We start from the raw sequence: 24,447 nt of genomic DNA, 5'->3' as shown, positions 1-24,447 counted from the left end.
GAATTGACAACAAACCTTGAATTCTCGAATACCAGCTTTCCGGTGTTGTCAGTCTCACAGCGATGAAGCGGGTCATAAGGCTGAGCGGTTGCCGGTAAAGAGAGGACTAAAACAATGAAGCATGCAGACAATGCCTCCGGCAGGCGCAAGCGGGTCGATTGGTACATTGCATGGGGTTTGATCGCAGTGATCACGGTTTTGCACTACAGCACGATGAAGACCCTTGTCCATTTCCACACGCTGTATCGGGATTTGTACTTCATCCCGATTCTGCTCGTGAGTTTTGTCTATGGGCTTCGGACGGGTTTTTTCACTTCAATTATCATCGTTTTGCTGTACCTGCCCCATGTACTGATGACCTGGTCGGCTCAGCCGGGGGTCAACTTCGGCAATGTGACGCAGATCTTTGTGTACGTGATTGTGGCGGTGACCATGGGTTATCTTTCCGATCGCGAAAAGGCGCGTCAGGCGCAGATCATTGAGTCCGAAAACTGGGCTGCACTCGGTCGCGCTTCTTTGGCGATGTCTTATGAGTTGGAAGATGTTCGCCGGACCTTACGCAACCTGTTGAGTTCCACTGCAGAATGCAACGCGGCGCGCGATGGGATTCAGGAAGTCATCGAAAGGCTGGCCACCCTTGAGCAGGCCGCCGCCCGCTTTGCTCCCGATCGTGCAGCGCGGGCGCAACCGGTGGTTGAGGTCAACGAGGTGGTTTTAAAGGCACGCGATGAATTGATAGACTTGGCCAGAAAGAAAGAGGTTGGCCTTGTACTTGATTTGAAGCCCACCGGTTGTTTCATAAAAATGAATACATCAAACCTTCAATGGGTCATCATGGAATTGACCAGGAACGCCATTGAGCATTCAAGACCGGGCGGTGTTGTCACAATCAGCTCAGAGCATGACAGCGGTCGCTGCACTCTCGAGGTAAAAGACCGCGGAGCGGGGATTTCTGCCGAGAATTTACAGAAGATTTTTGTTCCTTTTTATACGACCAAGGAAAAAGGTACTGGACTTGGACTCGCCGCATGTCAAAAAGTGATGCGCGACGAAGGGGCGGAGATCGAAGTTGAGAGCACTCCCGGCGAAGGGAGCACATTCAAACTGGCTCTGCCGTTAGCACATACAAAAAGTGCGGCGGACGGGTGATGTTTGCTTTATGAGAGGGCCGTTTTCCAGGTGTGAACATGAAATCCGGCAAAATCTTGCTCATTGCAGCGCTGGTGCTTGGGATAAGTGCTCTGCACTATGGCACTCAGCTAACAGAGCATCATTACCATATATTTTATCGGGAGATATACTTTTTGCCCATCATCCTGGCCGGCTTCTGGTTCGGCCTCAGGGGGGCGGTTTGCACTTCTCTTGCGATCAGTGCCGCCTACCTTCCTTTTATCGTGCGGCACTGGCAGGGGTTTTCGCCCGATGATTTCAGCAAAGTGATGGAGATAGCGCTGTACAACATTGTGGCGTTGATTTTGGGGATGCTCAAAGACCGGGAGACTGCAGAGCATCAGAGGGCGCTGGAATCGGAGAGCCTGGCTGCCATGGGAAAGGCGGTCTCCGGGGTGGCCCACGATATGAAAACCCCTTTGATCGCCATTGGCGGCTTCTCACGCCTGGTGCAGAAGAACCTGCCACGGGATGATCCATCTCATGCGAAGCTGGACGTGGTCATCGGCGAAACCCGACGACTGGAGAACATGGTTAGAGACATGCTGTCCTTCTCCAAGCCCTTGCAGCTCAATTGCACCCAAGGCGATATTGGCCGGGTGCTTGAGCAGAGCCTGGCGGTTGTCGAAGAAAGAGCCGGAGAGAAAGAGGTTAAGGTGAAAACCGACCTTTCTCCGGAACTTCCCGCGGTGCTTATCGATCCGTGCAGGATTGAGCAGGTTTTTGTCAATCTGTTGATGAATGCCATTCAAGCTTCGCCGGAGGGAGAAACGGTGACCGTCACGGGCCGGCTGCAAGGCGATGAGGTGGCGATCGAATTCATCGATCGCGGTTGCGGTGTTCCCGAGGACGTCGGCGGAAAGATCTACGATCCCTTTTTTACCACCAAAAAAGAAGGTACAGGTTTGGGACTGGCCATTGTGAAAAAAATCGTCCAGGCCCATCAGGGCACACTCGAATTCACCAACAATCAAGCAGGGGCGGGAGCGACATTTAGAGTGGTGCTGCCACGATGTTGAGGCAGGAGCTAAACAAGTCGATCCAATTGAGGCGGTACTTCAGGTCAAGCAGACCGAAACGCGACGATATGACGAACCTATCAGACCCGAAAGGGCGGACAATATCCCAGGGGAAGTTCACCGCCATTTTGGCCATCGTTTTTTGGTAATGCGAGTGAATAGAGAACCAGGAGGTAACAGGCCATGGTTAAAAGACATGCCTTTCTTTACATAGCGATATTGCTTTTTCTGCTCGCTGCACCCTTGCCGGCAGAGACTATGATGCAAGGCGGACACGGCCATATGCATGGCTCGGCGGGTGGACAATCTGCGGAACAGCAGGAACAGGGCGAGGCAGTCCAGCAGACGGGGCATCGTCATGGGGAATACTACCACAGCCATGAAGGAGGAGAATTGCCCCATAGTCATTACGAGAAGGGCAGCGTATCGCAGGGTCCTCAGACAGAGGCAGTCCCTTCCGACGAGCCGATGGAACAGGCCGGGCAGGGTTCTTCGAGCGAGAGGGGGACAAGCGAAACCGCGGTCAAACCAGCTGAATCCACATCTACCAAAACGGAAAAAGAAGCCGGGGTTGACAAGTCGCAAAAAGTCGTCGAGCGGATGGCAAGCCAGTCAGTTCTTGAATGGCGGGACGACATGATTCTGCATCTGGTTCCGGCGCCGGCAGAAGCGTTGTCGCAACGCGACCGAGGCAAAGATATGGCGCCGTTTGTGGAGCACTCCTTTTACATGGACGAAACGCCGGTAACGAATCATCAATATGTGGAGTTTTTAAACAAAGTCCTTGACAAAATCGAGGTCTATGGGGGAGTCGTGAGAAACGACGGCAACATTTGGCTGCTGCTTGGAGAAGTTAAAGACGGCTATGAACCGATTGTATACCTGGATGGGAGATTCCAGGTGAACGGGGTCCATCATGCCGCCTGCGCCGTCCTTCGTGTGACTGCCTATGGAGCTGAGGCTTACGCTCAGCTCTACGGAAAACGGCTGCCCACCGAAACAGAGTGGCTTTACGCGGTTGCGGTCGGGGAAGCCGAGAGCGAAGAACTGCCCATTCCCTCGCCGGTGGTGTTGTACGCTCCGGATAAGGATGGCATTCGCGGCTTGAATTCCAACATTGGCGAGTGGGCGGTGCGCGTCGAAGAGTCCTCATCCGGCGGAAACGGGCAGGTTGAGTTCGTTGTGCTGAGGGGACCGGTGCATCCCCTGCAGCAGACTAAAGGCAGTGACCCCGGCATTCGGCGCTACCCATGGGAAGGTTTTGCCGAGGTCGGGTTTAGAACGGTACTGGATGTAAGTGATGCGGTCAAACAATAGACCCGCAAAGTCGGGGGCGAGTAAATCTGCCCGTAGACGATGAGTGCGAACAAGGTCGCACGGAGTGTTGGAATGAGCGATTCGCCCGGTGGTGGTACGCTCGATACGGGAATGGTGCTGGAAGGCAAATGGGTGATCCTCCAACTGATCGGAAAAGGAGGAATGGGTGAAGTTTATCGAGCGCACCAGTTGAACCTGAAACGGGATGTCGCCATTAAAATCATCTCCCCTGAATGGTTGAAGTCCTTCGATTGCGATCCCGAAGAAATGGAGATTTCTCTGGATAGATTTCACAGAGAAGTTCAGGTCATGGCACAGATTGTTCATCCGAACGTTCTGCAAATCTTCGATCAAGGTTCCGCCTCGATTCGAAGCGGCGAAAAAGAACTGGCGATTGAGTATATCGCAATGGAGTACGTTCCCGGGGCAACGCTGCGGGACACCATGTCCGATGAGGGTTTCTACCCGGAGGAAGATCGAACCAGCGAATGGCTGACCGCCTACTTCCTGCCGCTTCTTGCCGGGGTTGGGGCGCTGCACGAACGGGGAATCGTACATCGGGATCTCAAGCCGGAAAATGTTTTACTGTCCGCCGGCACGCCCAAAATTGCCGACTTCGGGTTGGCCAGCTCATGTATTGCCAAACCCATCACCCGTTCCGCCCATGTCATGGGGACTCCGCCATATATGCCGCAGGAGCAATTCATGGATCTGCGCAGAACCGATCACCGGGCCGACATCTATGCCCTTGGGAAAATCCTCTATGAAGCGATCGAAGGCAAGATGGGTCCGGATCAGATGCCTTTCAAGCAGGCCCGCCTGAAAGATCCCCAAGAGCCGTTTTTCCGGCAGCTGGATGCCCTTGTCCAACAAGCCACTTCGGAAGAAAAGAAAGATCGACTTTCCTCGGTCGAGGAGTTCGGTCAATCCATTCGCAACCTGCTCGGCACGGCGCAAGCTCCGCATGAAACTCCCCCCATTGTCGTCACCAGCCGCGTTCCGGCCGACAAAGGCTCCTTCCAGGCAGTCAAATGGCTCGTGCTGGGGGTTGTTCTGGTCTTCGTGGCCATCGCCGGCTTTTTCCTGGTCTATGAGCGTCCCGTTGAGCGCGTTCCTTCGGCTCCCCCAATTTCTGCACCCGGCAGCGGCGGCGCGCCTGAGAGCAGTCTTGAAGGAAAGCGGTTGGTTGAGGAGAGGCCTGAACGCGCACCGCAAAAGCCGAGTTTGCCGACAACTGTCAAGGGAACGGACGAGGCCGTATTGAAACTGATTGCCGGAGGGGAGATCATGTTGCCTGAAAATTTTGTCTCCGGCGGCACCGGGCAAATCAGAGTCGAATCGTTTTACATGGATATGGCCCCTGTCACCAATCACCAATATGTCGAGTTCTTGAATCAGATGCTGGCGAAAATAGAGGCGGAAAACGGGGTGGTAAAATCACAAGGTGAGATCTGGATGATGCTTGGGCAGGTAAAGCCGGGTTATGAACCGATAGAATTCAGGGATGGTCGATTCCATGTGAGCGCAGCCCATCACGCGGCCTGTCCGGTGCTTCGGGTGACGGGATACGGCGCGGCCGCCTATGCAAAATACTACGGCAGGCGACTGCCGACGGATGTGGAATGGTATTACGCCATAGAAAAGGGCGGGAGTCCGGCGGAACCGGGCTCTCCTTCGTTTGAGTCGCAAAGGGCTTTACCGATTCCGACTCCGGTTATGGCTTACATGCCCAATTCCGTGGGCATTCGTGGCCTGAATGCCAATATCGGCGAATGGGGTCTAAGGCATCCCCAAGATGCTTCCGCAAGAGATGGTGAAAAGGTTGAATACGTAATCCTTGGGGAAATCTTCAAGCAAAAAAAGGAGCAGGCAGTGCTGCCCGCACCGTTGCCGCGCCATCCCTGGGAGGCCTTCGACAAGGTCGGCTTCCGTTGCGTTGGTGAGGCCGACTGAGCGTATGAAAAGCTTTGCCGTAACACACGTCGGCCTGACCAGGGCGAATAACCAGGACCGATACCTGGTCAAAGAAACGTCCCGGGGCTGTATCCTTTTGGCCGTGGCGGATGGGATGGGAGGGCACTCGGGTGGAGAGCTGGCAGCAGAGATTGTTTGCCGGAACTTATCGCATTTCGATGTAAAATTAAAAGATTTGGAAAAAGAGCTGACGCACCTCGCTCAGCAGGCAAACAGAGAAATTTTGGACCTGGCAGGGCAGCAGATCGCCCTCGAAGGAATGGGAACCACCCTTACGGCGGTGCTGGTCAGAGATCAAACGGCGACCTGGGTGCATGTCGGCGACAGCAGATTGTATCTTGTGCGGCAAGGAATCCTCGTGCAAATCACCGACGACCATACCTTTCCGGGCATCATGGTTCAAGATGGCGAGATTTCAGAAGAAGAAGCTCGGGTTCATCCAATGAGGAATGTGCTTCTGAGCTGTATCGGCCGCGAACCGTTCAAGATGGATACCGGCATACTTCCCCTGGAGAGTGCAGACCTGCTGGTTTTATCCACGGACGGTCTGCACGATCGAGTCCCCGAACAACGACTGGCATCAATCCTCGTCAAGACGGAGCTCGGCTTGGAGGCTAAGCTCGATGCTTTGCTGAATGCCGCACTGGCGGCCGGCGGAAAAGACAACATCACCCTTGTTGCCCTGGAGATCTAGTACCGGGTGCGACTGTGCGACAGCTTCTAAGGAGGCGGAGCCGTTCAATCACCAGGGCTAGACTTGCTGCAGGAGAAAAGATGCCAGCCCGCGGCACAGGGCAAGGATCGCTATAACGACGGCGAGCTGCTTTATGCCGAATTTCTTGCCGTCTTCCATTCCCTCCATGCTGCCTCCTTGGGCCTCGACATGGCTTCTGTGAAGATAATAGAGAACACCGGTGCCGGCAATCGCCGCCAGATTCATCCAAAAGGTGTAATCGATCTGAAATTGGGTGATCTCCTTGACTTGACGGGAGCTTTCGGGCAATACGCCCAGCAGCGCAAAGGAAAAGTTCAGCATGACGGCAGTGGCGACAATGCTCACATACATGACGACAGCGACAAAGAGTGCAACCCGCCAGCCTTCACAGCTTCGAATGCGCTGCCGCCAGTCAAAGCCTTCGTCTTCGCTGGCGTATTCCTCTTCATCTTTTTCCCGTGCTTCCTGTATCCATTTTTTGGGGTAGGTCAAAACAATCAAGACGCCACTGAGGTGAGGTGATAAAAAGGTGATAAGAAATTGTTTTCTGACGATTTTTGTATAGCAGGTATGGTGACCAAAATACATCATTATGACAAATCTACTCGCTCGTTCCTCCGTTCATGGAAAAAGCATCGAACGGGGTAGCGATCGAGTGCCCAGCTGACTTTGAGTGGACAGGCATGAAGGGAGGGGCAAAGCGATGTCGAGGGTGCTTGATTTGTGCAGGACCTGTGTACTGCAGTCGATGCTGATGCTAATTCTGGTTTCGCTAATCGTCGGCGTTCCTTTGGCTGGCGGGGCCGCCCATGCCTCACAGCAGGTGGATCCTATTGAACTTTCGCTCGGTAAAGGGACCGGCAGCCGGCAGACAGAGGACGTTGTGATTGAGTACCGGTTTAGTGTGAGCGCTGGGACGCTTACAGTTTCCGGAAAGGTCGGTTTCACTGCTCAAGTGTCGGACACCTTCAACACCGTTGATTACTTTAATCTGCGGATTGTCCTCTTCGACAGGGCAGGGAAGCGACTCGATATGATGGAACTCTTGACGAAAACCGATTTCTCATCGCGATCGGGCGCCTTGAATTTTGGCAAAGTATTAGCTCTTCCGCAAGGGGCAAGCGCCTTCACTTTCGCCTATGCGGGTCAGGCTCATTCCGCCAGCACCGGTGATGCCATCCCTTTCAGCAAGAGCTTTCATTACACTCCGCCGCGCTCGCTAACGTTACCCAAATAGTGTGACGCAAATTGACATGACTTTCAAAACATACAGCCGTTACGGGGTTGCGCGCCTCCCGGGCGAGCTTCAGGATCTGACAATTTTTTTTAGATCGACCCCATAGCGTTTCATGCGATGCCACACAGTCACACGGCTGACTCCAAGGAGCCGGGCTGCTTCGCTTTGATTTCCTTTGGTCTTCTGGAGAGCTTGAATGAGTGTTGATTTTTCATTCAGAGAAAAAGAGACCGGATCGTGTCCCGCGCCCCCCGGCGCACATGGCACCTGCTTCTCAAAAATGCTTGCCGGCAGTTGATCGGGTTGAATGAGACCCCGTTCAGCGATCACAAAAGCGTATTCCAGAGCGCTTTTCAATTCGCGTACGTTACCCGGCCATTGATAGCTCATGAGTTGTGTCATGGCCTCCGAGCTCATCCCGGTTATGGACTTTCCGGTTTTTGTCGAAAGCTGTCGTATGAAGGATTCCACCAATAGGGGAATGTCTTCCATGCGCTCGCGCAAAGGCGGCAAATAGATAGGAATGACATTGATTCGAAAGAAAAAGTCTTCGCGATACCTGCCCTCCGTCACCAGTTTTTGCAAATCGCGATTGGTGGCTGTGATGACGCGAACATCCACGGAGATGGAGCGATGATCCCCCACACGTTCAAACTGTTTGTTCTCCAAAACCCGAAGCAATTTCACCTGAATGGGCAGAGGCACATCCCCGATTTCATCCAGGAACAGATCACCGCCGTTGGCCGCTTCAAAGCGACCCACGCGATGATTATAGGCTCCGGTGAACGCCCCTTTCACGTGACCGAAAAGTTCGCTTTCCAGTAAGGATTCGTTGAGGGCCGCACAGTTGAGCTGGATGTAGGGGCCTTCCCTGCGGCGTCCGAGCTGATGGATAGCGCGCGCTACCAGTTCCTTGCCGGTGCCGCTCTCGCCGTAGACAATCACCGGGGCGTCACTTTGCGCCGCCTTTTCGATGATTTCAAATACCCTCTGCATGGCCAGAGACTCGCCGATGATGCCATGGAAACCCTTTTCACTGACGAGGAGTTTAGAAAGTTGCTCGATTTGCTGGTCGCGTTTGTCTATCTCAGAGATGTCGGTGAGTGTCTCTACGGCCCCAATGAGCTGCCCGTCGATGTTCTTGAGTACCGAAGCATTTTTTAGTGCGACAAAGTAGCTGCCGTCTTTGCGCATCAACAGACATCGCTTGTTGGTGAGGTAACCCCGGTCGAACAGGGAGCACCATTTGCCCTTACCCGTTGAGCGGGCAATTTCGCAGGTGTCGCAATTGAAAAGAGCACAGGAGCTTCCGATCAATTCCTCCCGGCTGTAGCCGGTCATTCTCTCCAGGGCCTGATTGACCATGAGTATGGCGCCGTCGGGGCCGATTACAGCCAGCCCATCGTTCATGGTGTTGAGGATTTCCTTCCAATATCGATGAATGGATTTTTCGTTCATGAGGGAGTCCAGCAGTTTTTTGTTAAACATTGCAACACCTGTTGAAAATATCTCAAGCGCCGGTGGTTGGCAACCCAACCAAGTACAACAACTGCTGCAAACTCCCCCCTGAATTGAAACGCACGCTTGGTGGGAACTAGTAGACTAGTGTCGAATTGGCCGACAGGATTTCTAGTACCAGCGCTCCTGCCGCAGTCGGGATCATCCCTGGAATGAGCTCCGATTCTTCGATATGACGTTCTTTAATGCAGGGAGTACAGACTAGAATCTTTCCGCCTTCTTCGATGAAATTATCCACCAGTTGTTTGAGGGGGGGCAGCCCTGCCGCGAAAACGTGGCTGAGGCAGCCTGAAGTAGCCAAGAACACTGCGGCGGCCTGCAACACCATCACCGCCTCGACATCCATCGCCTGGGCTGCATTGGCCAGCACAAACGGCAGGGTTGCCCGCTCCGGATCGTCTGCGCCATGGGTTAGGATGTAAATGATCTTCTCCTTTTTCGCCATTGGAATCTCCTTTCATACTTTCGATGTTGAATGATTCACAGTCCAACTGATCGGCGTATCCGAAATCATCTCAAGCGCACCGCGCCAGGATCATCGAAAGATCTTCCACATCGGCTCCCACCTTTTTCAGGTTGCCCAGGCATATGGGACACATGGCAACAATTGGCGCGCCCGTGGCCTGAAGCTCCTTAAAGCGACGCATGACCACTGCGTGGGATAATTTGGGAGAAATGCTTTCGGCAGGCCCGCCGCAGCAATGGGTGAAGTTTGCCGAATTTTTCACCGGGACGCATTCGATGTTGAAACCGTTGAGCAGACGGTTGGGAATATCTGAAAGCTCCAAATATCTCCCATAAAAACAGGGATCGTGCAGGGCCACCTTGCGCTGACCATTGCCGCCCGTGGCGTTGAGCAACTCGAAATAGGCTCTGACTTCGAATCGATGCCCCGTGACTTTGGGGTAGAGCTCGCGCAGAGCGTAAGTGGTGTGCGGATCCACGGTGATCAGGCGGCGTATGCCGGCATGTTTCAGTTGTCCCGCCACATAGCGGGCATGTTCGACGAAGGTTTCCTGATCGCCCAGGTCATAAAGCAGAATGCCGCTGTAGTGGTCGAGGTCGGGTCGATAAGCGAAGCGAACCCCTGATTTTTGCAAAAGTGTGGCGATATTCTTCAAAATTTGATCCGATTGGCGCCGTTCTTTTCTTCCCGTCAACAACGCTGCTCCCAAGCCTGCCAGCGCGCCCGGCATGTAGCGGGCGAGACGAATATATCTGGCCCGGGGGCTGTCCTCAAAGGCGGCAAGCTGGTCGGTGGTCTTGGCAATGATCGGCAATGATTGATACATCAAACCGGTAAACAGTATTGAGTCCCCTTTCTTTTCGAGGGGAGTTCGCCACCACCAGCGATTGAGGATCATCCGTGGCACTCCGAAAGGGTTTCTCGATTTTTTGACATTATGCGCAATGAGCTCAATGATGTCGCGCGGATTAAACATGTTGCGACCTCCTCCAGCGATCGACGACGAATCGACGCAAGCCCAGAATCAATTCCCCCGGGTTGGCTTCACGCGGACAAGTTTGCGTGCACAGTCCGCAATGCAGGCAGCGCCACAGTTCCTTGGGATTTTCCAGGATGCGGTCGAGCGCTCCCAGTTGAGCGTAACGGATCAATTTGCGCGGGAAATGCTCATAGACGAGTGGGCAGATTGCCGCGCAGGTCCCGCAATTGAAGCACTCGAAGGTCTTTGCGACCCCGAAACGTTCCAACTGTTCAAAAAATTCCGGTGTGACGGCCATCATGGCAATTCTCCTTTGGCAGAATAAAAACTTCTGAAGTTCCGGCTGCCTGGCGGTATTGCATCGGCATGATGCAAAGCCGGGATGGTAGCAAGTGCGTCCGGCAGCAAGCTTCCAAGTTCAGGAGGCTTCGATGCTGCAGTAGCGGAAATAGCATCCGTCCTTATCGACTTCTTTGACCTCCCCGTACTTTTTCAAGGCCGCCACATACCACAGCACCATGTGAGGCGGGATGCCCGCAGCTTCGGCAATTGCAGGAACGGTTGTGGGCTGCTGAAGCTGGTTTTTGATGGCTTTGATGATTTGCTTCTGCTCCTTCATTCTGGTTGTGGCAGCAGTGATTGTCTCTTTTCGCAGCTCTCGAAGTTGCTTGAGCCCCGTCTTGATTTCCAATTTCTTGAGTGATGCTGAACTCATGGGTTAATCTCCTCGCAGTTCATGCAGCCAAGTCGGCGACAATGGCATCCACCATTGCTTCATATTGTTTGAGGGTCCACCCTTTGATGTTGATCGCATTTGTCGGGCACACTGCAACACAGGCGCCACAGCCCAGGCAGAATGCCGGGGAGACCTGGGCTTTTTTGAACGGTTTCCCGTTCACTGCAACCTCCGCCAGCTGCAATGCGCCGTCGCGCGGGCAGGCTACCACGCAGGCGCCGGTGCCGGTGCATTGCTCCAGGTTCACCTCCGCCACGAACGGATCGAGTTCAACGAATCCTCTGGCGAGCAATCCGGACGCTTTCACTGCCGCCGCCGAAGCTGCATTGGTCGCTTCCCCTATGTCCATTGGTGCCTGACAGGTTCCGGCAAGGAGCAGACCGGAGTTTGGCAGCTCCACCGGACGCAGTTTGGGATGAACCTCCAGCAGAAATCCGTCAGATCCGACCGGCAGTTTCATCATCTCCACCAGATCGTCAATGCCGTTCGGTTTCATCCCGACCGCCAGCACAACCAGATCTGCAGCAACCTGGACTTCTTCTCCGAAGGTCAGTGTGTCTTTTACAGTGATTTGCAGAGGGCTTTCGCTGCCCGTGCCGTTGGATTCAATCCGCGGCGGTTCTTGTGCTTCAAAGCGGAAAAATAGGACTCGGTTTTTGGATGCACGCTGATAGAGCTCCTCTTGACCTCGTCCGTAGGTACGAATGTCGCGGTAAAACTCAAATACGCGTGTCACCGGATAGTTTTCTCGAACTTGATTGGCGAAGCCGAGACTCGCCGAGCAGCAGGTTCGCGAACAATACTCATTGAGGGCGGCACCCTCGGCGGCTTCATGCACACCAGGAATCTGGCGGCTTCCCACACAGTGAATGATGGCCAGATTGCGGATGGGACGGCCATGCCAGTGCCAAACGGGATGGGATCCATTCTCTCCGGCCAAGGCTTGAATGGCCTCGGGCAGCGTAACTACCTGAGGGTGCCGCCCGTAGCCGTATTCACCGAACATGGGCTGGTAAGGCTTGAAGCCCGTTGCCAAGATGACGGCACCGGTTTCAATAGAATCTTCTGCCGGGTTTTCCGGGCAGGACCCGGTCACTACCCCATATTGCGGGAGAAAAACCCCTCGTCTGGGAGTTTTAGTTGGCATTGAATGGAGCTTCTTGCCCTCGTCTTGACCTTGTTCCCCATCAACCTTTATCCTGAGTGTGAAGTTGCCGACGCAGCCTGCAAAGCCAACCACTCGAGTGCAGGTATGAACAGTGATGGCAGGCTGATCGAGTACTTGTCGAGTCAATCGGGTGAGCAGCTCTGATGCTTTTTCATTGGATGGTGCGATGTTGTCCAGCTTGGCCACATGGCCGCCCAGAAAAGGACTCTTCTCAATCAGGGCAACGGGAATACCGCGACTGGCCAGATCCAGTGCCGCCTGCAGACCGGCAACACCCGCTCCGATCACTGTTGCATGCCGAATTACGTCCATCCGTATTGGCTCCAACGGCTCAAGCCGTGCGGCTTTCGCTGCTGCCGCCGCCACCAGAGCGGTTGCTTTTTCCGTGGCCGGCCGACCGTGATGCACCCAGCTCACCTGTTCCCGGATATTAGCGTGCTCGTACAGGTAAGGATTGAAGCCGGCCCTTTGCAGGGTGCCACGAAAGGTGGATTCGTGCAGACTGGGGGCGCATGAGGCTACGACCACGCGGTTGACCTTGCCCTCCTGCAAATCCTTGATGATCATTTCCTGTCCCGGATCGGAGCACATAAACATGTGGGTACGCGCCACAGCCACCCCGGGCGCCTGCCCAGCCCTTGCACAGAGGGCCTCTACGTCGACGTGGTCTGAAATGTTGCCACCGCAGTGACAAATGTATACGCCGACTCTTTTTTCTTCCGCCTGCGCTTGTTGAGCAGAATCTATCTGTACCTCTCTCATCTCTGTTCCTCCCCGCCGGTGCGCCTGAAATTGAGGTTAGCCCATCGCCACAGCCCTGGAGGGTTGCGGTTTAACATTGATGGATACCCCGGATCGCGCCTGTTTTGGTCTGTGGCATGCGCTCAGATAGCTTGCCGCTTTCATGGCCGCTGCGCCGGCTTCCGCGATGGCGTCGACAATGTCCTTCGGACCCGCCGCTGCCCCGGCCGCAAAGACCCCTTCCATGCTGGTCAAGGTCGCAGCCAGGCGAGGCGAAACCGAGCGAATGAAGCCATCCTCAGCGACTTCCACCGGACAAGTTCCAAAGGGGTTCCATGCGGCGATCTTGCCTAGGGAGAGCACTACCAAATCGTGGCTGGTGCGGGTTACGCCACCATTCACCTGGTCTTCATAACAAACCTCCACTGCACCGTTTTCTGCTGCGGCGAGAGAGGCCACCTTGGCCTTGACAAACTGTATGCCCATCGCCTGAGCATTCTGGAAAAATTGTTCGTAGTTTTTGCCAAATGCTCGGATGTCCATGTAATAAATGGTGATATCGGCAAGGGGCAGAGCCCCCGACAAGAGCATGGCCTGCTTTATGGCATACATGCAGCAGACTCTTGAGCAATACGGCACTCCCATGCTGCGGTCGCGCGATCCGGCGCACTGCACAAAAGCGATGGAATCCGGTTCCATGCCGTCCGACGGACGAAGCACGCGGTTGTAAGGTCCGTGCGGGGCAAGCAGTCGCTCCATTTGGAGTGCATCGATCACATTCGTGATCTCCCCCGAACCATACTGCGGTTTGTCGTGGAGCGAAGTCATCTGGAAACCTGTGGCGATGACAGCCGCCGCTGCATGAATTCTGATTGTCTGCGGCTGCTGAAAATAATCGACGGCCTGAGTTGGACAGACCTTTTCACACCTTCCGCAGAGAATGCAGTGGTCCACATCGAGGGTGGCCACCTGGGGAATCGCATTTGAAAAAGGAATGTGTATGGCCTTGCGCGCTGAAAAGCCTCCCTGGTTTTCGTCGGCAACCAAAATCGGACAATCATATTCGCACTGGCGGCAACCGATGCATTTGGCCTCGTCAACGAAACGGGGCTTCTTTTCAACTACTGCCTCAAGGCGACCATCCGAGCTGCGATCCAGGCTCTTGAGGTCGCCGTAGGTCAGAATCGATATGTTTTCATGATGTGCGGCGGCGGCCATCTTGGGGGTGGTGATGCAGCTGGCGCAGTCAAGGGTCGGGAAGACCTTGGACAAACGTATCATTTTCCCACCAACCGAAGCGTCTTTTTCCACCACCACAACCAGGTAATCTTGCTCGGCAAGGTCCAGAGCCGTCTGCAGCCCGGCAATCCCACCACCAATCACCACAGCATCCACTTCTATCTTTGCTTCCAAACGCATGGTTTTCCTCCTGAGCTCCCGCATTGTCGCGAGCTTTTGGATGTAACGGGTAAAGCGACGTAAAACATGCCCGTCATGGTCACGCGCTCTGAGCCACATCCTGCAGCTCGATTTCCGTTCCGGGAGGTCCCAGTTCCTTGATGAGCTCGTTCATGGCGTTGACTTCCTTGACAAATGCCCGAGTGCATACCGTACAGATTGCCGTCAGACGCAGGCGGCGCACATCAAGACCGCGCTGGCGCATGAGCTGGTAGACTCGATCTATGCGCTGCGCCAGGGCATCGTAGGCGCCTTCATAAGGGCACTCCACTCCACAGGACATGATGATGATTGCCGATATTCCCTTGTCAAAGCAGTCCAGGTAAAATTTTTCCGGAAACAACACCGGAGACGGCACCCGCAGCACATAAGTGTTGGCAGGATAGCTGAGGTGTGCCTGCCCGACCGCATCCGCTCCTGGATAGGCACAACTTTCGGTGGCCAATACCAATATTTTTCCTGGAATTGTGGTGTCTTTCATGGCGTATTCCGACCTACTTCTTGCGACATACAAAGATTCGATCGTACCCGTCCACACTGGCGTACCCCAGATATTCGTGTCCCACCTTGTTGGCCCATACCGGAATGTCGTTTCGGGTGCCGGTGTCGTTGGATAAAATCTCCAACACTTCTCCCACCTTGACCTTACCGATGGCCTTTTTTGCTTCAAGCAAAGGGCCAGGGCAGGCGCTTCCACGTGCATCAACCCTATTTGCGACTTGTATGCTGTTGAGATCCAAAGTGCTCATTGGTGCCTCCTCGTTCAGTTTGTCTGATCGTTTGGTTATGGCTTTGCTTTGTCCCGTTTGTTGATTTTCAGGCGAGTCGTGACTGTCGCCGTCGGCTGCATACAGGGCAAAAGTGATGCCACGCCGTTGAGGATAAATATTCTTCCTTTAATTACAAATAGTTACACTATTCGCAAAAAATTTATGAGTAAGACTTGCATGGCTTAGAGGGATTTGGTTGCTAAATAATTCAACATGTGTTTCAAATATTTTCGCAAGCTGCCTCCCGGTCTTTATTCCAGTTCGGCAAAGCGTTGCTACACATGATCCTGAGATGGGTGGACATTGCTCGGTTGCCTATGCAAGAGCGGCTGGGACGGCTGAGTTGTTCACCTTTTTATACGAGCAAACTTGGCTCTTTGTAAGGTGCCCAAACGGATCTGTTAAATGTTAATAGGTGTTTAAACACTCTGGGCATGATGGGGCATGCCCCACTGCCTGTGAGGGTGGTGGCACGTTGCGGTGAGCCTGTTTCTCTTGCGGGCATACACTGGAATAGCAGGAGAACCAACGGCGGTGGCATTGAAATTGCCTAAGGTTGATCCAGGTGGCTATTCGGTTAGCGGGCAACCCATTGATCACGATTTGTTCCGATTGCAGAGGAAAGATTTGGAGGTTTAGTGTAGCATGGCGAATACTCGAATAGTGATCCATATTTCAGACCGCGACAAATGGGTTTCTCTGCTCAATGAGCTGAGCAGCTTGAAGGTGCTGGATCAGGGAGAGTGCTTCGAGGTGATAGTTGTGGCGGATATATTTGCCGGAGCGGTTTGTGTTGCGTGTAACAAAAGTCTCCGCGAGCAAATGGCCGAATTCGTGAATTCGGGGCATTCCATCGTTGTTTGTGAAGAGTCCCTGCGTTGCCTCAATATCCGAGTCGATTCTCTACCGGAATTTGTGCAGCCTGTACCCAACGGCTTGGCTGAGTTGATCAAGAGGCAGAAAGAGGGCTTTCTTTACATGAAAATCTGAAGTGGCTCAAAAATTTGAATGAAAGGAGGTGACTCACATGGCAAAGATGCTCTTCATTATTTCCAATGGTTTTGAAAAGGTCGGTAGAGCGACCCGTGCATTCCAGTTCGCCAAAGTCGCTCTCGAGAAAAAACATGAGGTCAAGGTTTTTCTCATTGATGACGCGATTCACTGGGCTCAACTGGGGATGGCTGAAGGGGCCAGAGCGTCTACGGGTGAAGAGATGAAACCTTTCATCGACTACTTGATGGAAAACGGCGCCGATATGTTTGCCTGCAAGGCCTGAGTGGACCACAGGTATTTATCCCCCGATGAGATGATTCCGGGGGTACGGATTGAAGGGGCTCCGTTTCTGGTAGACTTAATGGCTGAATACGAAACCATGAGTTTTTAGGAGGCATCAGCATGTTCCGTCGAATTCTTGTTGGGCTGCGGTTCAACCTGGTGGGGCGATTTGCTCTGCAAAAAAGTGTTGAATTGGCTCGTGAACAAGGTTCGAGGCTGCTCATCTTTCACGCGCTCGACTACCGATTGATGCATCCAAAAACTCCAGAAGAAAGGATTATTGAACTGACCAAGACCGCTCAGCAGCAGTTTGAAGAAGAACTGAAGCCGTTGCTGGGCGATTTCCGCAATTTTGCCTTCAACTGCTGGGAGGCCGATCCATCGACCGAAATCTGCCGGCTGGCTCGCGAGACCAAGGCGGATTTGATCGTTGTGGGCTGCCATCAGAGCCCAAGCGGCAAGTCTGTTTCGCGAATCGGAACGGTCGGAGCGGCCGTCTTGGAATCGGCTCCCTGTCCTGTTCTATTGATTCCCTGCCCGAATTGATCAGGCATTTTGGCTTGGCCTGCTGATGCTTTCTTTTGTGGCCGGTCAGGGCGTTGTCGAGCTTTGCCGCATGCACACCGGCAGTCAAAGGTTCGTCGAGATCAAAAAACCGCTCGGCGTCCCTGATCAACCCAGCCAGTTTTGCTGATGTCTCATTCAATTTGTCTTTTGCGCTAAGATCTTCCCGGCAAGATGGAGCATAACGCGACAGATGCCAATCTCTGCAGTCAGGCACAAACGCAGGCTGACAGTCTTACCGAGCAAAAAAAAAATCGGGCCGCCGACCTCGGCCCGATTTCTGAAATAGTGGAACATTGTATGAAGTTGACGTTCCTTTTATAAGCGAGCTTATAGGTTATGTCAAGAGTGACATAGCGCGCAGGCCAAAAAAATCTCCGCATCGGGTCCTGAGCGCTATGGCCTTGAGGTTTTCACCGGTTCCGAGTCCCGCTCACCGTTCATAAGGTCTACCGTTGCTTTGCATATCAACTATCCATGGTGAAAAGGAGGTGGATTTTTTGCCCTGAATGCGTTATGTGAAATGTGGCATAGTGACCGACAATATTCAACAAGTTTTGGAAGCGGAATTAGCAGCGGGCAAGGGTCGATGGGATCGAAGCCGGTTAGGGTATGATAGACTTTGGGAGAACAGGATGGCGATTAAAAAGGTTTATAGCATTTGTGGCATGTGTACGGTGCGCTGCCCAATTGAGGCGCATGTGGAAAATGGTTCTTGTGCTTTTGTCCAGGGCAATCCCTACGCGTCCGGCATCGAAGGGGCGATCTGTGCTCGAGGCGCCGCCGGGCTGGCTTTGATCAATGATAATGAACGTCCTCAATTCCCTCTGATTCGAGTTGGAAAACGGGGTGAAGGCAAATGGCGTGAGGTTTCCTGGGATGAAGCACTGGACTACACAGCCGGTCGTTTAAGGGAAGTGAGCGAGCAGCACGGCAGTCGTAGTATTCTTTTCTCCGACCGCGGGGGGCCGTTTCGTGATCTGCACCAGGCATTCGTTCGGGGTCTCGGGTCGCCCAATTACTCCAATCACGATGCCTCATGTGCCAGAAATGTTCAACATGCGGCACTCTCATTGTTCGGATTTGGCCGCAAAGGAGTTGTCTACGATCTGAAGAACGCCAGGCACGTCGTCCTGCAGACCAGGAACATTTTCGAGGCAATCAATGTCAAAGAAGTCAATGACCTCACAGCCGCCATGGAGGATGGCTGCAAACTCAGCGTCATTGACATACGGTCAACGGTGTCATCGAGCAAAGCTCATAACTTCTTCCTGGTCAGACCGGGTTCGGATTACGCGTTCAATTTGGCTGTCATTCATGTACTGTTGAACAAACAATTGTACGATGAGGAATTTGTACGACTGTGGATGCAGGATTTCAACCGGCTGCAAGAGTTTATTCGACCTTACACTCCGCAATGGGCGGAGGGGGAGACGGGGGTGCCGGCGGATGACCTGGTCAGCTTTGTCAAAGAGTTGGCCGGTGCGAGACCGGCCGTTGTCTGGCATCCCGGTTGGATGACCGCACGCTACAGGGATTCTTTTTATGTCTCCCGTTCCATTTATCTCATCAATGCGCTGTTGGGCTCCATAGGGGCCAAGGGCGGCCTTGCCGTGGCCAACAGCCCGTCTGACGTGGGATGCAAGGGACTGAAGAAACTGGCGGACCTATTCCCCAAGCCGGAAGAGAAAAGAGTCGATGGCGTCGGCTGGCGCTACAAACATTTTGATGCCGGTCCAGGATTGCTGCATCTCGCCTTCAAGGCCATTGAGACCGAGGATCCTTATCCCATCAAGGCTTACATCGCCTATCGGCATGATCCCCTGATGGGCTTTCCAGATCCGCCCGTCTTGAAGAACACTTTCAATAAATTGGATTTTATGCTTTCGGTCACCTTCAGCTGGTCCGACACGGCATGGTTTTCCGATGTGGTGCTGCCCTTATCCCCTTACCTTGAACGGGAAAGCATTGTGGCCTGCAAGAACGGTCTAAAACCGTATTTTTTCCTGCGCCAGAGAGCCCAAGAGCCGCGCTTTGATTCACGGGCCGACTGGGAAATCTTTACCGGTCTGGCCAGGAGACTGGGCATGAATGCGCTTGCCTTTGATTCCATCGAGGACATCTGGCATTACCAGTTGGAAGGCACCGGCGTTGCGATGAGGGATTTCGATGCGACCGGCATGGTCCCTTTGAGCGACGGACCTGTCTATCGCAAAGTGCACGAGTTGAAATTCAAGACCGCGAGCGGGAGGATTGAGGTCGTCAGTGAGAAGCTAGAAGGCCAGGGATTGGCTTCTCTCAAGCCGTATGAAGCACCGGCGAAACCTCCCGAGGGAATGTTTCGCATGGCATTTGGTCGTTGCCCGGTACACACGCAGGGACACACCGTAAACAATCGGCTTCTTAATGAGCAAATGGCTGAGAATGTCCTGTGGTTGAATAAGACGGTTGCAGCGGAAATGAAAATTGTCGACGACGAAGAAGTGGAAATAGCCGCTGATGGATATGTTGGTCGAATCAAAGTGATGCTGACCGAATTCATCCATCCTGAAGCGGTTTTCATGGTGCACGGTTTTGGACATACTTTGACAGTCGAAAGCCGTGCTTTGGGAAAGGGAGTGGCGGACAACTGCCTCATGTCAAAAGGCTTGGATCTATGGGATCCCGCCGGTGGTGCCATAGCCATGCAGGAACACTTTGTAACCGTCAGGAAACTCTCCTGAGGGCGGGAAGCCCCTTGACCTCGGTAAAATTTGCTGGTGGTTTCATGGAGATGCCCAATAGCAGAAGCATTGCTCTGTTTGAAGTCTCCTCCCAACTTTGTATCAACACCCTTGCAGGCCCGCTTTATTTAGGACACCCCAGTGCGTGGAGCTGTACCTGGTGAAGGTTGTAAGACAAGCGGTGACCGGCAGGGTGGAATAAGAGTGTTGCGCGACAAACAAAGGGGTTATATCGATGGAATTCAAACTGCTTATCAATGGGAAATGGGTAGCTGGTGGTGACATTTTGGAGGTTCGCTCCAAATACACTGGTGAGGTGATTGGCGTTCTGCCCAGCGCCAGGCACGAAGAGGTGGACGCGGCGCTGCGGGCAGCCGAAGATGCGGCATCCGTAATGGCCTCCATGGCGGCCCATAAGCGAAGCGCGCTACTGGCGCGCACGGCGGTTCTTATTGCGGAAAAAACAGAAGATCTGGCGCGCACAATCGCGGCTGAAGCCGGCAAGGCATTGAAATACGCAAGGCTTGAAGTGGATAGGGCGGTCAACACGTTCACCGTTGCAGCGGAGGAAGCCAAAAGGATTCACGGCGAAACAGTACCACTCGATGCTGCCAGTTCGGGAGAAGGGTATTTTGGCTATTTTGCACGGCGCCCGGTTGGGGTTGTGGCTGCGATCAGCCCTTTCAATTTTCCCCTCAACTTGGTTGCACACAAGGTAGCGCCGGCTCTGGCGGCGGGCAATGCGGTGGTGCTCAAGCCGGCGACGAGCACGCCTCTCACAGCTGTCGAACTCTGCAGGATCTTAATGGAGGCCGGAATGCCGCCCGGGGCTGTCAATCTTGTGGTGGGACCGGGTGCAACGGTAGGGGAATGGCTGGTTTCGGACCCACGCGTGGCCAAAGTGACTTTCACAGGCAGCCCTGCGGTGGGAAAGCGGATCATGGAAATCGCCGGCATAAAAAGAGTTACCTTGGAGCTCGGCAATAATTCCCCGGTCATTCTCGCTCCGGATGCGGACCTTGATTATGTTGCCAAGCGCTGTGCCCTTGGAGCTTACTACAATTCGGGTCAAGTGTGCATATCGGTGCAGAGGATTTACAGCCAGCAAGCGGTGTACGAGCCTTTCCTGGAGAAGTTTGTCAGGGCGAGCGAGGCTATGGTTGTGGGCGATCCTCTGGATGAGCGGGTGGATGTCGGGCCGATGATCGACATCGGTGAGGCGGAGCGCGTTGCCAGCTGGGTCACCGAGGCTCAAGTGGGCGGGGCGCAGGTCGCCACGGGCGGAAAGCGCGATGGGGGAGTCTATTGGCCGACTGTCCTGACCAGCGTGCAGCCGGACATGAAAGTTGTTGCTGAAGAGATCTTCGGGCCCGTTGCCTCGGTCATTCAATGTGAGCATTTCGAAGATGCTCTAAGGCAGGCTAACGACACTGCATACGGACTCCAGGCAGGAGTGTTCACGCGTGATGTCAACCGCGTATTCCAGGCCATTCGTCAATTGAACTTCGGGGGTGTCATCATCAACGACACGCCGGTCTTTCGTGCCGATCACATGCCGTATGGAGGAAACCGCAAGAGTGGCGTCGGTAGGGAAGGGGTGCGGTTTGCCATAGAGGACATGACCAATATTCAGATGGTTGCCATCCGCCTGGAGAGTTAGACAGGGCTGCGACCCTTCAGACCTTGCCGACCGCCTGACGCTTTGTGCCGGCCGCGTGAGAAACTTCAGGGTGATCGGTTCTGCCAGGACAAACATTCATGCTATCGGCAGAGTACAAACGTAGCGGCTAACGGTCGGCATCAAAAGGTTTGCAGGCACACAACACTTTCCAGAAATAAAGGGAGCCCGCCGCACTGGCTGGCTCCCTCTGATTGACTGGCGGGGTCGAAGGGACTTGAACCCTCGGCCTCCGGCGTGACAGGCCGGCGTTATAACCATCTTAACTACGACCCCTGATTGTCTTGCGCTGGTGGGCGGAACAGGGCTCGAACCTGTGACCCTCGGCTTGTAAGGCCGATGCTCTCCCAGCTGAGCTACCCGCCCCAAAACGCCTGCTTGAGCAGGTGTTCTTTCATCCATCGCGCGAGTGCTCACTTGTATTCGATGGACGGTTACATGTCAAGCTTTTTTTGCGGGCTCCGAGCAGTTGTTCAATGGGTGCGAATCTCATCGGCTGCGGGCTTCTCACGTTCAAAGAGTACTGCATCCTCCTTGTCCGGTGGTTCCACGGGTTCGTGAAAGAGCTGTTCATCGCTTTCTATTACCAGGGCCTTGCGTAATACGTCGTCCATGTGTTCGACCAATTCCAGATTGATTTCCTGCAGAATCTTCTGCGGAATATCCTTCAGGTCCTTGGCATTATCTCTGGGGATTAGCACGGTCTTCAGCAGAGCCCGGTGGGCGGCGAGAATCTTTTCCTTCAAACCGCCGATCGGCAGCACTCTTCCACGCAAAGTTATTTCACCCGTCATGGCCACGTCGCTGCGGGCTGGTATTTTGGTCAGGGCCGACACGATGGAAGTCGCCATGGTGATGCCGGCCGATGGTCCATCTTTGGGTATGGCCCCCTCCGGCACATGCACATGAATGTCCAGTTTTTGGTAGAAATCGGGTTCGACGCCCAGCCTCACTGCCCGCGACCTGACGTAGCTGAGTGCCGCCTGGGCCGACTCCTGCATCACCTCACCCAACTTACCGGTGATGATGATTTTTCCCTTACCGGGCATCAGGACGGTCTCGATTCCCAGGGTATCACCGCCAAATTCGGTCCAGGCGAGTCCCGTTGCCAAGCCGATTTCATCCTGTTCCTCAGCGCGCCCATAGCGATACTTGGGGATGCCGAGGTATTCCTGGATGATGTCTTCGTTGAGCACAACCTTGGTTTCAGGTCCGTTTTGTACTACTTCTTTGGCTACCTTACGGCAGATGGAGGCAATTTCCCGCTCCAGGTTCCGCACGCCCGCCTCTTTGGTGTAGTGGCGTATGATGTAGAGCAAATCGTCATCGGCAAAGGCCACATTTTCCAGACTCAGGCCGTTGGCCGTACATTGCTTGGATATCAAAAATTGTTTGCCGATATTGAGCTTATCAAATTCCGTGTAACCTGCCATTTGAATGATTTCCATACGGTCGCGCAACGGGGCGGGAATACCGTGCAGATTGTTGGCCGTGGTTATGAAAAAAACTTCCGACAGATCATAGTCCAGATCGAGATAATGATCATTGAAGGCATAGTTCTGTTCGGGGTCCAAGACTTCCAGCAGAGCCGCCGATGGATCGCCGCGAAAATCCATGCTCATCTTGTCGACTTCATCCAGGCAAAAGACCGGATTGTTGCTCTTGACCTTCTTCAGGCTCTGGATGATTTTTCCCGGTAAAGCACCGATGTAGGTTCGCCGGTGCCCGCGGATCTCGGCTTCATCGCGTACCCCACCCAGGGATAGGCGGATGAAATTACGACCTGTGGCGCGTGCAATGGACTTGGCAAGAGACGTCTTGCCGACGCCCGGAGGCCCAACAAAACACAGGATCGGTCCCTTCATCTTTTTAACCAGTGCCTGCACTGCAAGGTATTCGAGAATCCGCTGTTTGGGTTTTTCCAACCCGTAGTGGTCTTCGTCCAGGATGCGCGATGCCTCGTCGATATTGATTTTGTCTTTGGTTTTGTCAAACCACGGAAGAGAGAGAATCCAGTCGATGTAGTTTCTCACCACAGTTGCTTCGGCACTCATGGGTGACATGAGCTTGAGCTTCTTGAACTCAGCACGAACTTTTGCGGCGGCTTCTTTGCTAAGGCGTTTACGCTTGATGCGCTTTTCGAGATCCTCCAATTCCGACTTAAAATCGTCCTTTTCTCCCATTTCCTTTTGGATGGCGCGCATTTGTTCGGTCAGGTAGTATTCGCGCTGGGTCTTCTCCATCTGCTTTTTGACCCGACCTTTGATGCGTTCTTCCGTCTTGATGATGTCAACTTCTGCGCGGATATGACCAAAGAGTTTTTCCAGCCGCTCGGCAACGTTCAATGTTTCGAGGAGCTTCTGCTTTGTGTCCAACTTAAAGGGCATGTAGGCGGCAACCGTATCCGCCAGGCGAGAAGGGGCATCGATGGCGGCAACCGCATCCAGTACTTCTTGCGTTATTTTTTTATTGTGCTTGGAATACGCTTCAAAGGCCACTCGCACGTTGCGCCGCAGGGCTTCTATTTCATTGTTTTCGGAACTGACCTCCTGCAGCGTTTCCACCTGTACCTGAAAATGTTCTGAGTTGGGGACGAAATTGAGAATGCGGCAGCGCTGTTCGCCTTCAACCAGTACTTTCACCGTGCCGTCGGGAAGTCGAAGAATCTGCAGGATATTGGCCACCGTCCCTGTTCTATAGATATCAGACTCGCTGGGGGTATCCGTCTTGGCCTTGGTTTGAGCTGCCAGGAAAATCTTCTTGTCAACATTCATCGCTTTCTCTAAAGCATTGACGGATTTATCCCGGCCGACGAACAGGGGCACGACCATGGAGGGAAACACAACGATGTCGCGCAGGGGCAGAAGCGGCAACGAAAAAATGCTGTTGTGATTTTGCGGTTCTTCTTTGTTCCGATTTAGCTTAAACATAAGTCCTTA

General features: G+C 53.7%; 22 protein-coding genes and 2 tRNA genes. 11 read left to right on the top strand and 13 right to left on the bottom strand.

Going from position 1 to position 24,447, the window contains the following annotated elements; translation table 11 throughout:
- The first annotated feature begins 114 nt into the window (after nt 1–114).
- The 5 genes from K1V27_RS01005 (at nt 115) to K1V27_RS00985 (ending at nt 6,174) form a co-directional block, all read left to right on the top strand.
- The gene (locus K1V27_RS01005) at nt 115–1,149 is read left to right on the top strand and encodes a sensor histidine kinase (RefSeq protein WP_258927660.1); all 1,035 of its coding nucleotides are present in this window, start codon (nt 115–117) and stop codon (nt 1,147–1,149) included.
- A gap of 38 nt (nt 1,150–1,187) precedes the next feature.
- Nucleotides 1,188–2,189 (top strand): two-component system sensor histidine kinase NtrB, encoded by a 1,002-nt coding sequence (locus K1V27_RS01000; protein ID WP_258927659.1) that lies wholly within the window; start codon nt 1,188–1,190, stop codon nt 2,187–2,189.
- 183 nt (nt 2,190–2,372) lie between these two features.
- Nucleotides 2,373–3,506: a formylglycine-generating enzyme family protein gene (locus tag K1V27_RS00995; RefSeq protein ID WP_258927658.1), complete on the top strand. Its 1,134-nt coding sequence runs from the start codon at nt 2,373–2,375 to the stop codon at nt 3,504–3,506.
- Nucleotides 3,507–3,578: 72 nt separating this feature from the next.
- Nucleotides 3,579–5,459 carry a bifunctional serine/threonine-protein kinase/formylglycine-generating enzyme family protein gene (locus tag K1V27_RS00990; RefSeq protein ID WP_258927657.1) on the top strand — a complete coding sequence of 627 codons (1,881 nt, stop codon included), beginning with the start codon at nt 3,579–3,581 and terminating at the stop codon, nt 5,457–5,459.
- Between the two features lie 4 nt (nt 5,460–5,463).
- The gene (locus tag K1V27_RS00985) at nt 5,464–6,174 is read left to right on the top strand and encodes a PP2C family protein-serine/threonine phosphatase (RefSeq protein ID WP_258927656.1); all 711 of its coding nucleotides are present in this window, start codon (nt 5,464–5,466) and stop codon (nt 6,172–6,174) included.
- 57 nt (nt 6,175–6,231) lie between these two features.
- Here K1V27_RS00985 and K1V27_RS00980 read toward each other — a convergent pair whose 3' ends face one another.
- Nucleotides 6,232–6,786 (bottom strand): hypothetical protein, encoded by a 555-nt coding sequence (locus tag K1V27_RS00980; RefSeq protein ID WP_258927655.1) that lies wholly within the window; start codon nt 6,784–6,786, stop codon nt 6,232–6,234.
- A gap of 163 nt (nt 6,787–6,949) precedes the next feature.
- Here K1V27_RS00980 and K1V27_RS00975 point away from each other — a divergent pair, with 163 nt between their 5' ends.
- A complete protein-coding gene (locus tag K1V27_RS00975; RefSeq protein ID WP_258927654.1) occupies nt 6,950–7,432 on the top strand; it encodes a hypothetical protein in 483 nt (160 codons plus the stop codon).
- A gap of 69 nt (nt 7,433–7,501) precedes the next feature.
- Here K1V27_RS00975 and K1V27_RS00970 read toward each other — a convergent pair whose 3' ends face one another.
- From K1V27_RS00970 to K1V27_RS00930, 9 genes are all read right to left on the bottom strand, one after another.
- Entirely contained in the window at nt 7,502–8,920 is a 1,419-nt protein-coding gene (locus tag K1V27_RS00970; RefSeq protein ID WP_258927653.1) for a sigma-54 interaction domain-containing protein, read from the bottom strand.
- Nucleotides 8,921–9,026: 106 nt separating this feature from the next.
- Entirely contained in the window at nt 9,027–9,395 is a 369-nt protein-coding gene (locus tag K1V27_RS00965) for a DsrE family protein (protein WP_258927652.1), read from the bottom strand.
- A gap of 70 nt (nt 9,396–9,465) precedes the next feature.
- Nucleotides 9,466–10,392, bottom strand: coding sequence for a (Fe-S)-binding protein (locus K1V27_RS00960; protein WP_258927651.1), 927 nt, complete (start codon nt 10,390–10,392; stop codon nt 9,466–9,468).
- Nucleotides 10,385–10,696, bottom strand: a complete 312-nt coding sequence (locus tag K1V27_RS00955; RefSeq protein WP_258927650.1) for a 4Fe-4S dicluster domain-containing protein — start codon at nt 10,694–10,696, stop codon at nt 10,385–10,387. The genes K1V27_RS00960 and K1V27_RS00955 overlap by 8 nt, the downstream gene beginning before the upstream one ends.
- Before the next feature lie 117 nt (nt 10,697–10,813).
- Entirely contained in the window at nt 10,814–11,110 is a 297-nt protein-coding gene (locus tag K1V27_RS00950) for a hypothetical protein (protein ID WP_258927649.1), read from the bottom strand.
- Between the two features lie 19 nt (nt 11,111–11,129).
- Nucleotides 11,130–13,061: a CoB--CoM heterodisulfide reductase iron-sulfur subunit A family protein gene (locus tag K1V27_RS00945; protein ID WP_258927648.1), complete on the bottom strand. Its 1,932-nt coding sequence runs from the start codon at nt 13,059–13,061 to the stop codon at nt 11,130–11,132.
- A 36-nt stretch (nt 13,062–13,097) separates the two neighbouring features.
- Nucleotides 13,098–14,459: an FAD-dependent oxidoreductase gene (locus tag K1V27_RS00940; RefSeq protein ID WP_258927647.1), complete on the bottom strand. Its 1,362-nt coding sequence runs from the start codon at nt 14,457–14,459 to the stop codon at nt 13,098–13,100.
- Between the two features lie 79 nt (nt 14,460–14,538).
- The gene (locus K1V27_RS00935) at nt 14,539–14,979 is read right to left on the bottom strand and encodes a hydrogenase iron-sulfur subunit (protein WP_258927646.1); all 441 of its coding nucleotides are present in this window, start codon (nt 14,977–14,979) and stop codon (nt 14,539–14,541) included.
- Nucleotides 14,980–14,992: 13 nt separating this feature from the next.
- Nucleotides 14,993–15,247 carry a sulfurtransferase TusA family protein gene (locus K1V27_RS00930; protein WP_258927645.1) on the bottom strand — a complete coding sequence of 85 codons (255 nt, stop codon included), beginning with the start codon at nt 15,245–15,247 and terminating at the stop codon, nt 14,993–14,995.
- Nucleotides 15,248–15,913: 666 nt separating this feature from the next.
- On the opposite strand from K1V27_RS00930, the gene K1V27_RS00925 reads away from it, so the two are divergent.
- The 5 genes from K1V27_RS00925 (at nt 15,914) to K1V27_RS00905 (ending at nt 21,490) form a co-directional block, all read left to right on the top strand.
- On the top strand, nt 15,914–16,258 hold the full coding sequence (locus K1V27_RS00925) for a DsrE family protein (protein WP_258927644.1): 345 nt from the start codon (nt 15,914–15,916) through the stop codon (nt 16,256–16,258).
- Between the two features lie 37 nt (nt 16,259–16,295).
- Entirely contained in the window at nt 16,296–16,544 is a 249-nt protein-coding gene (locus tag K1V27_RS00920; protein WP_258927643.1) for a DsrE family protein, read from the top strand.
- Nucleotides 16,545–16,663: 119 nt separating this feature from the next.
- On the top strand, nt 16,664–17,089 hold the full coding sequence (locus K1V27_RS00915; RefSeq protein ID WP_258927642.1) for a universal stress protein: 426 nt from the start codon (nt 16,664–16,666) through the stop codon (nt 17,087–17,089).
- Between the two features lie 653 nt (nt 17,090–17,742).
- Nucleotides 17,743–19,830 (top strand): molybdopterin-dependent oxidoreductase, encoded by a 2,088-nt coding sequence (locus K1V27_RS00910; RefSeq protein WP_258927641.1) that lies wholly within the window; start codon nt 17,743–17,745, stop codon nt 19,828–19,830.
- 235 nt (nt 19,831–20,065) lie between these two features.
- A complete protein-coding gene (locus K1V27_RS00905; protein ID WP_258927640.1) occupies nt 20,066–21,490 on the top strand; it encodes an aldehyde dehydrogenase family protein in 1,425 nt (474 codons plus the stop codon).
- A 217-nt stretch (nt 21,491–21,707) separates the two neighbouring features.
- Here K1V27_RS00905 and K1V27_RS00900 read toward each other — a convergent pair.
- From K1V27_RS00900 to lon, 3 genes are all read right to left on the bottom strand, one after another.
- Nucleotides 21,708–21,784: transfer RNA gene (locus K1V27_RS00900), tRNA-Asp, on the bottom strand.
- Between the two features lie 14 nt (nt 21,785–21,798).
- Nucleotides 21,799–21,874: transfer RNA gene (locus K1V27_RS00895), tRNA-Val, on the bottom strand.
- Nucleotides 21,875–21,981: 107 nt separating this feature from the next.
- The gene (lon, locus tag K1V27_RS00890; RefSeq protein WP_258927639.1) at nt 21,982–24,438 is read right to left on the bottom strand and encodes an endopeptidase La; all 2,457 of its coding nucleotides are present in this window, start codon (nt 24,436–24,438) and stop codon (nt 21,982–21,984) included.
- Nucleotides 24,439–24,447: the final 9 nt, after the last annotated feature.

The sequence above is a fragment of the Desulfoferrobacter suflitae genome, assembly GCF_022603395.1.
GTDB classification, from domain to species: domain Bacteria; phylum Desulfobacterota; class Syntrophobacteria; order Syntrophobacterales; family Syntrophobacteraceae; genus Desulfoferrobacter; species Desulfoferrobacter suflitae.
The sequence above is the reverse complement of the archived record's forward strand: the minus strand, read 5'-3'. Positions and strand labels throughout refer to the sequence as shown.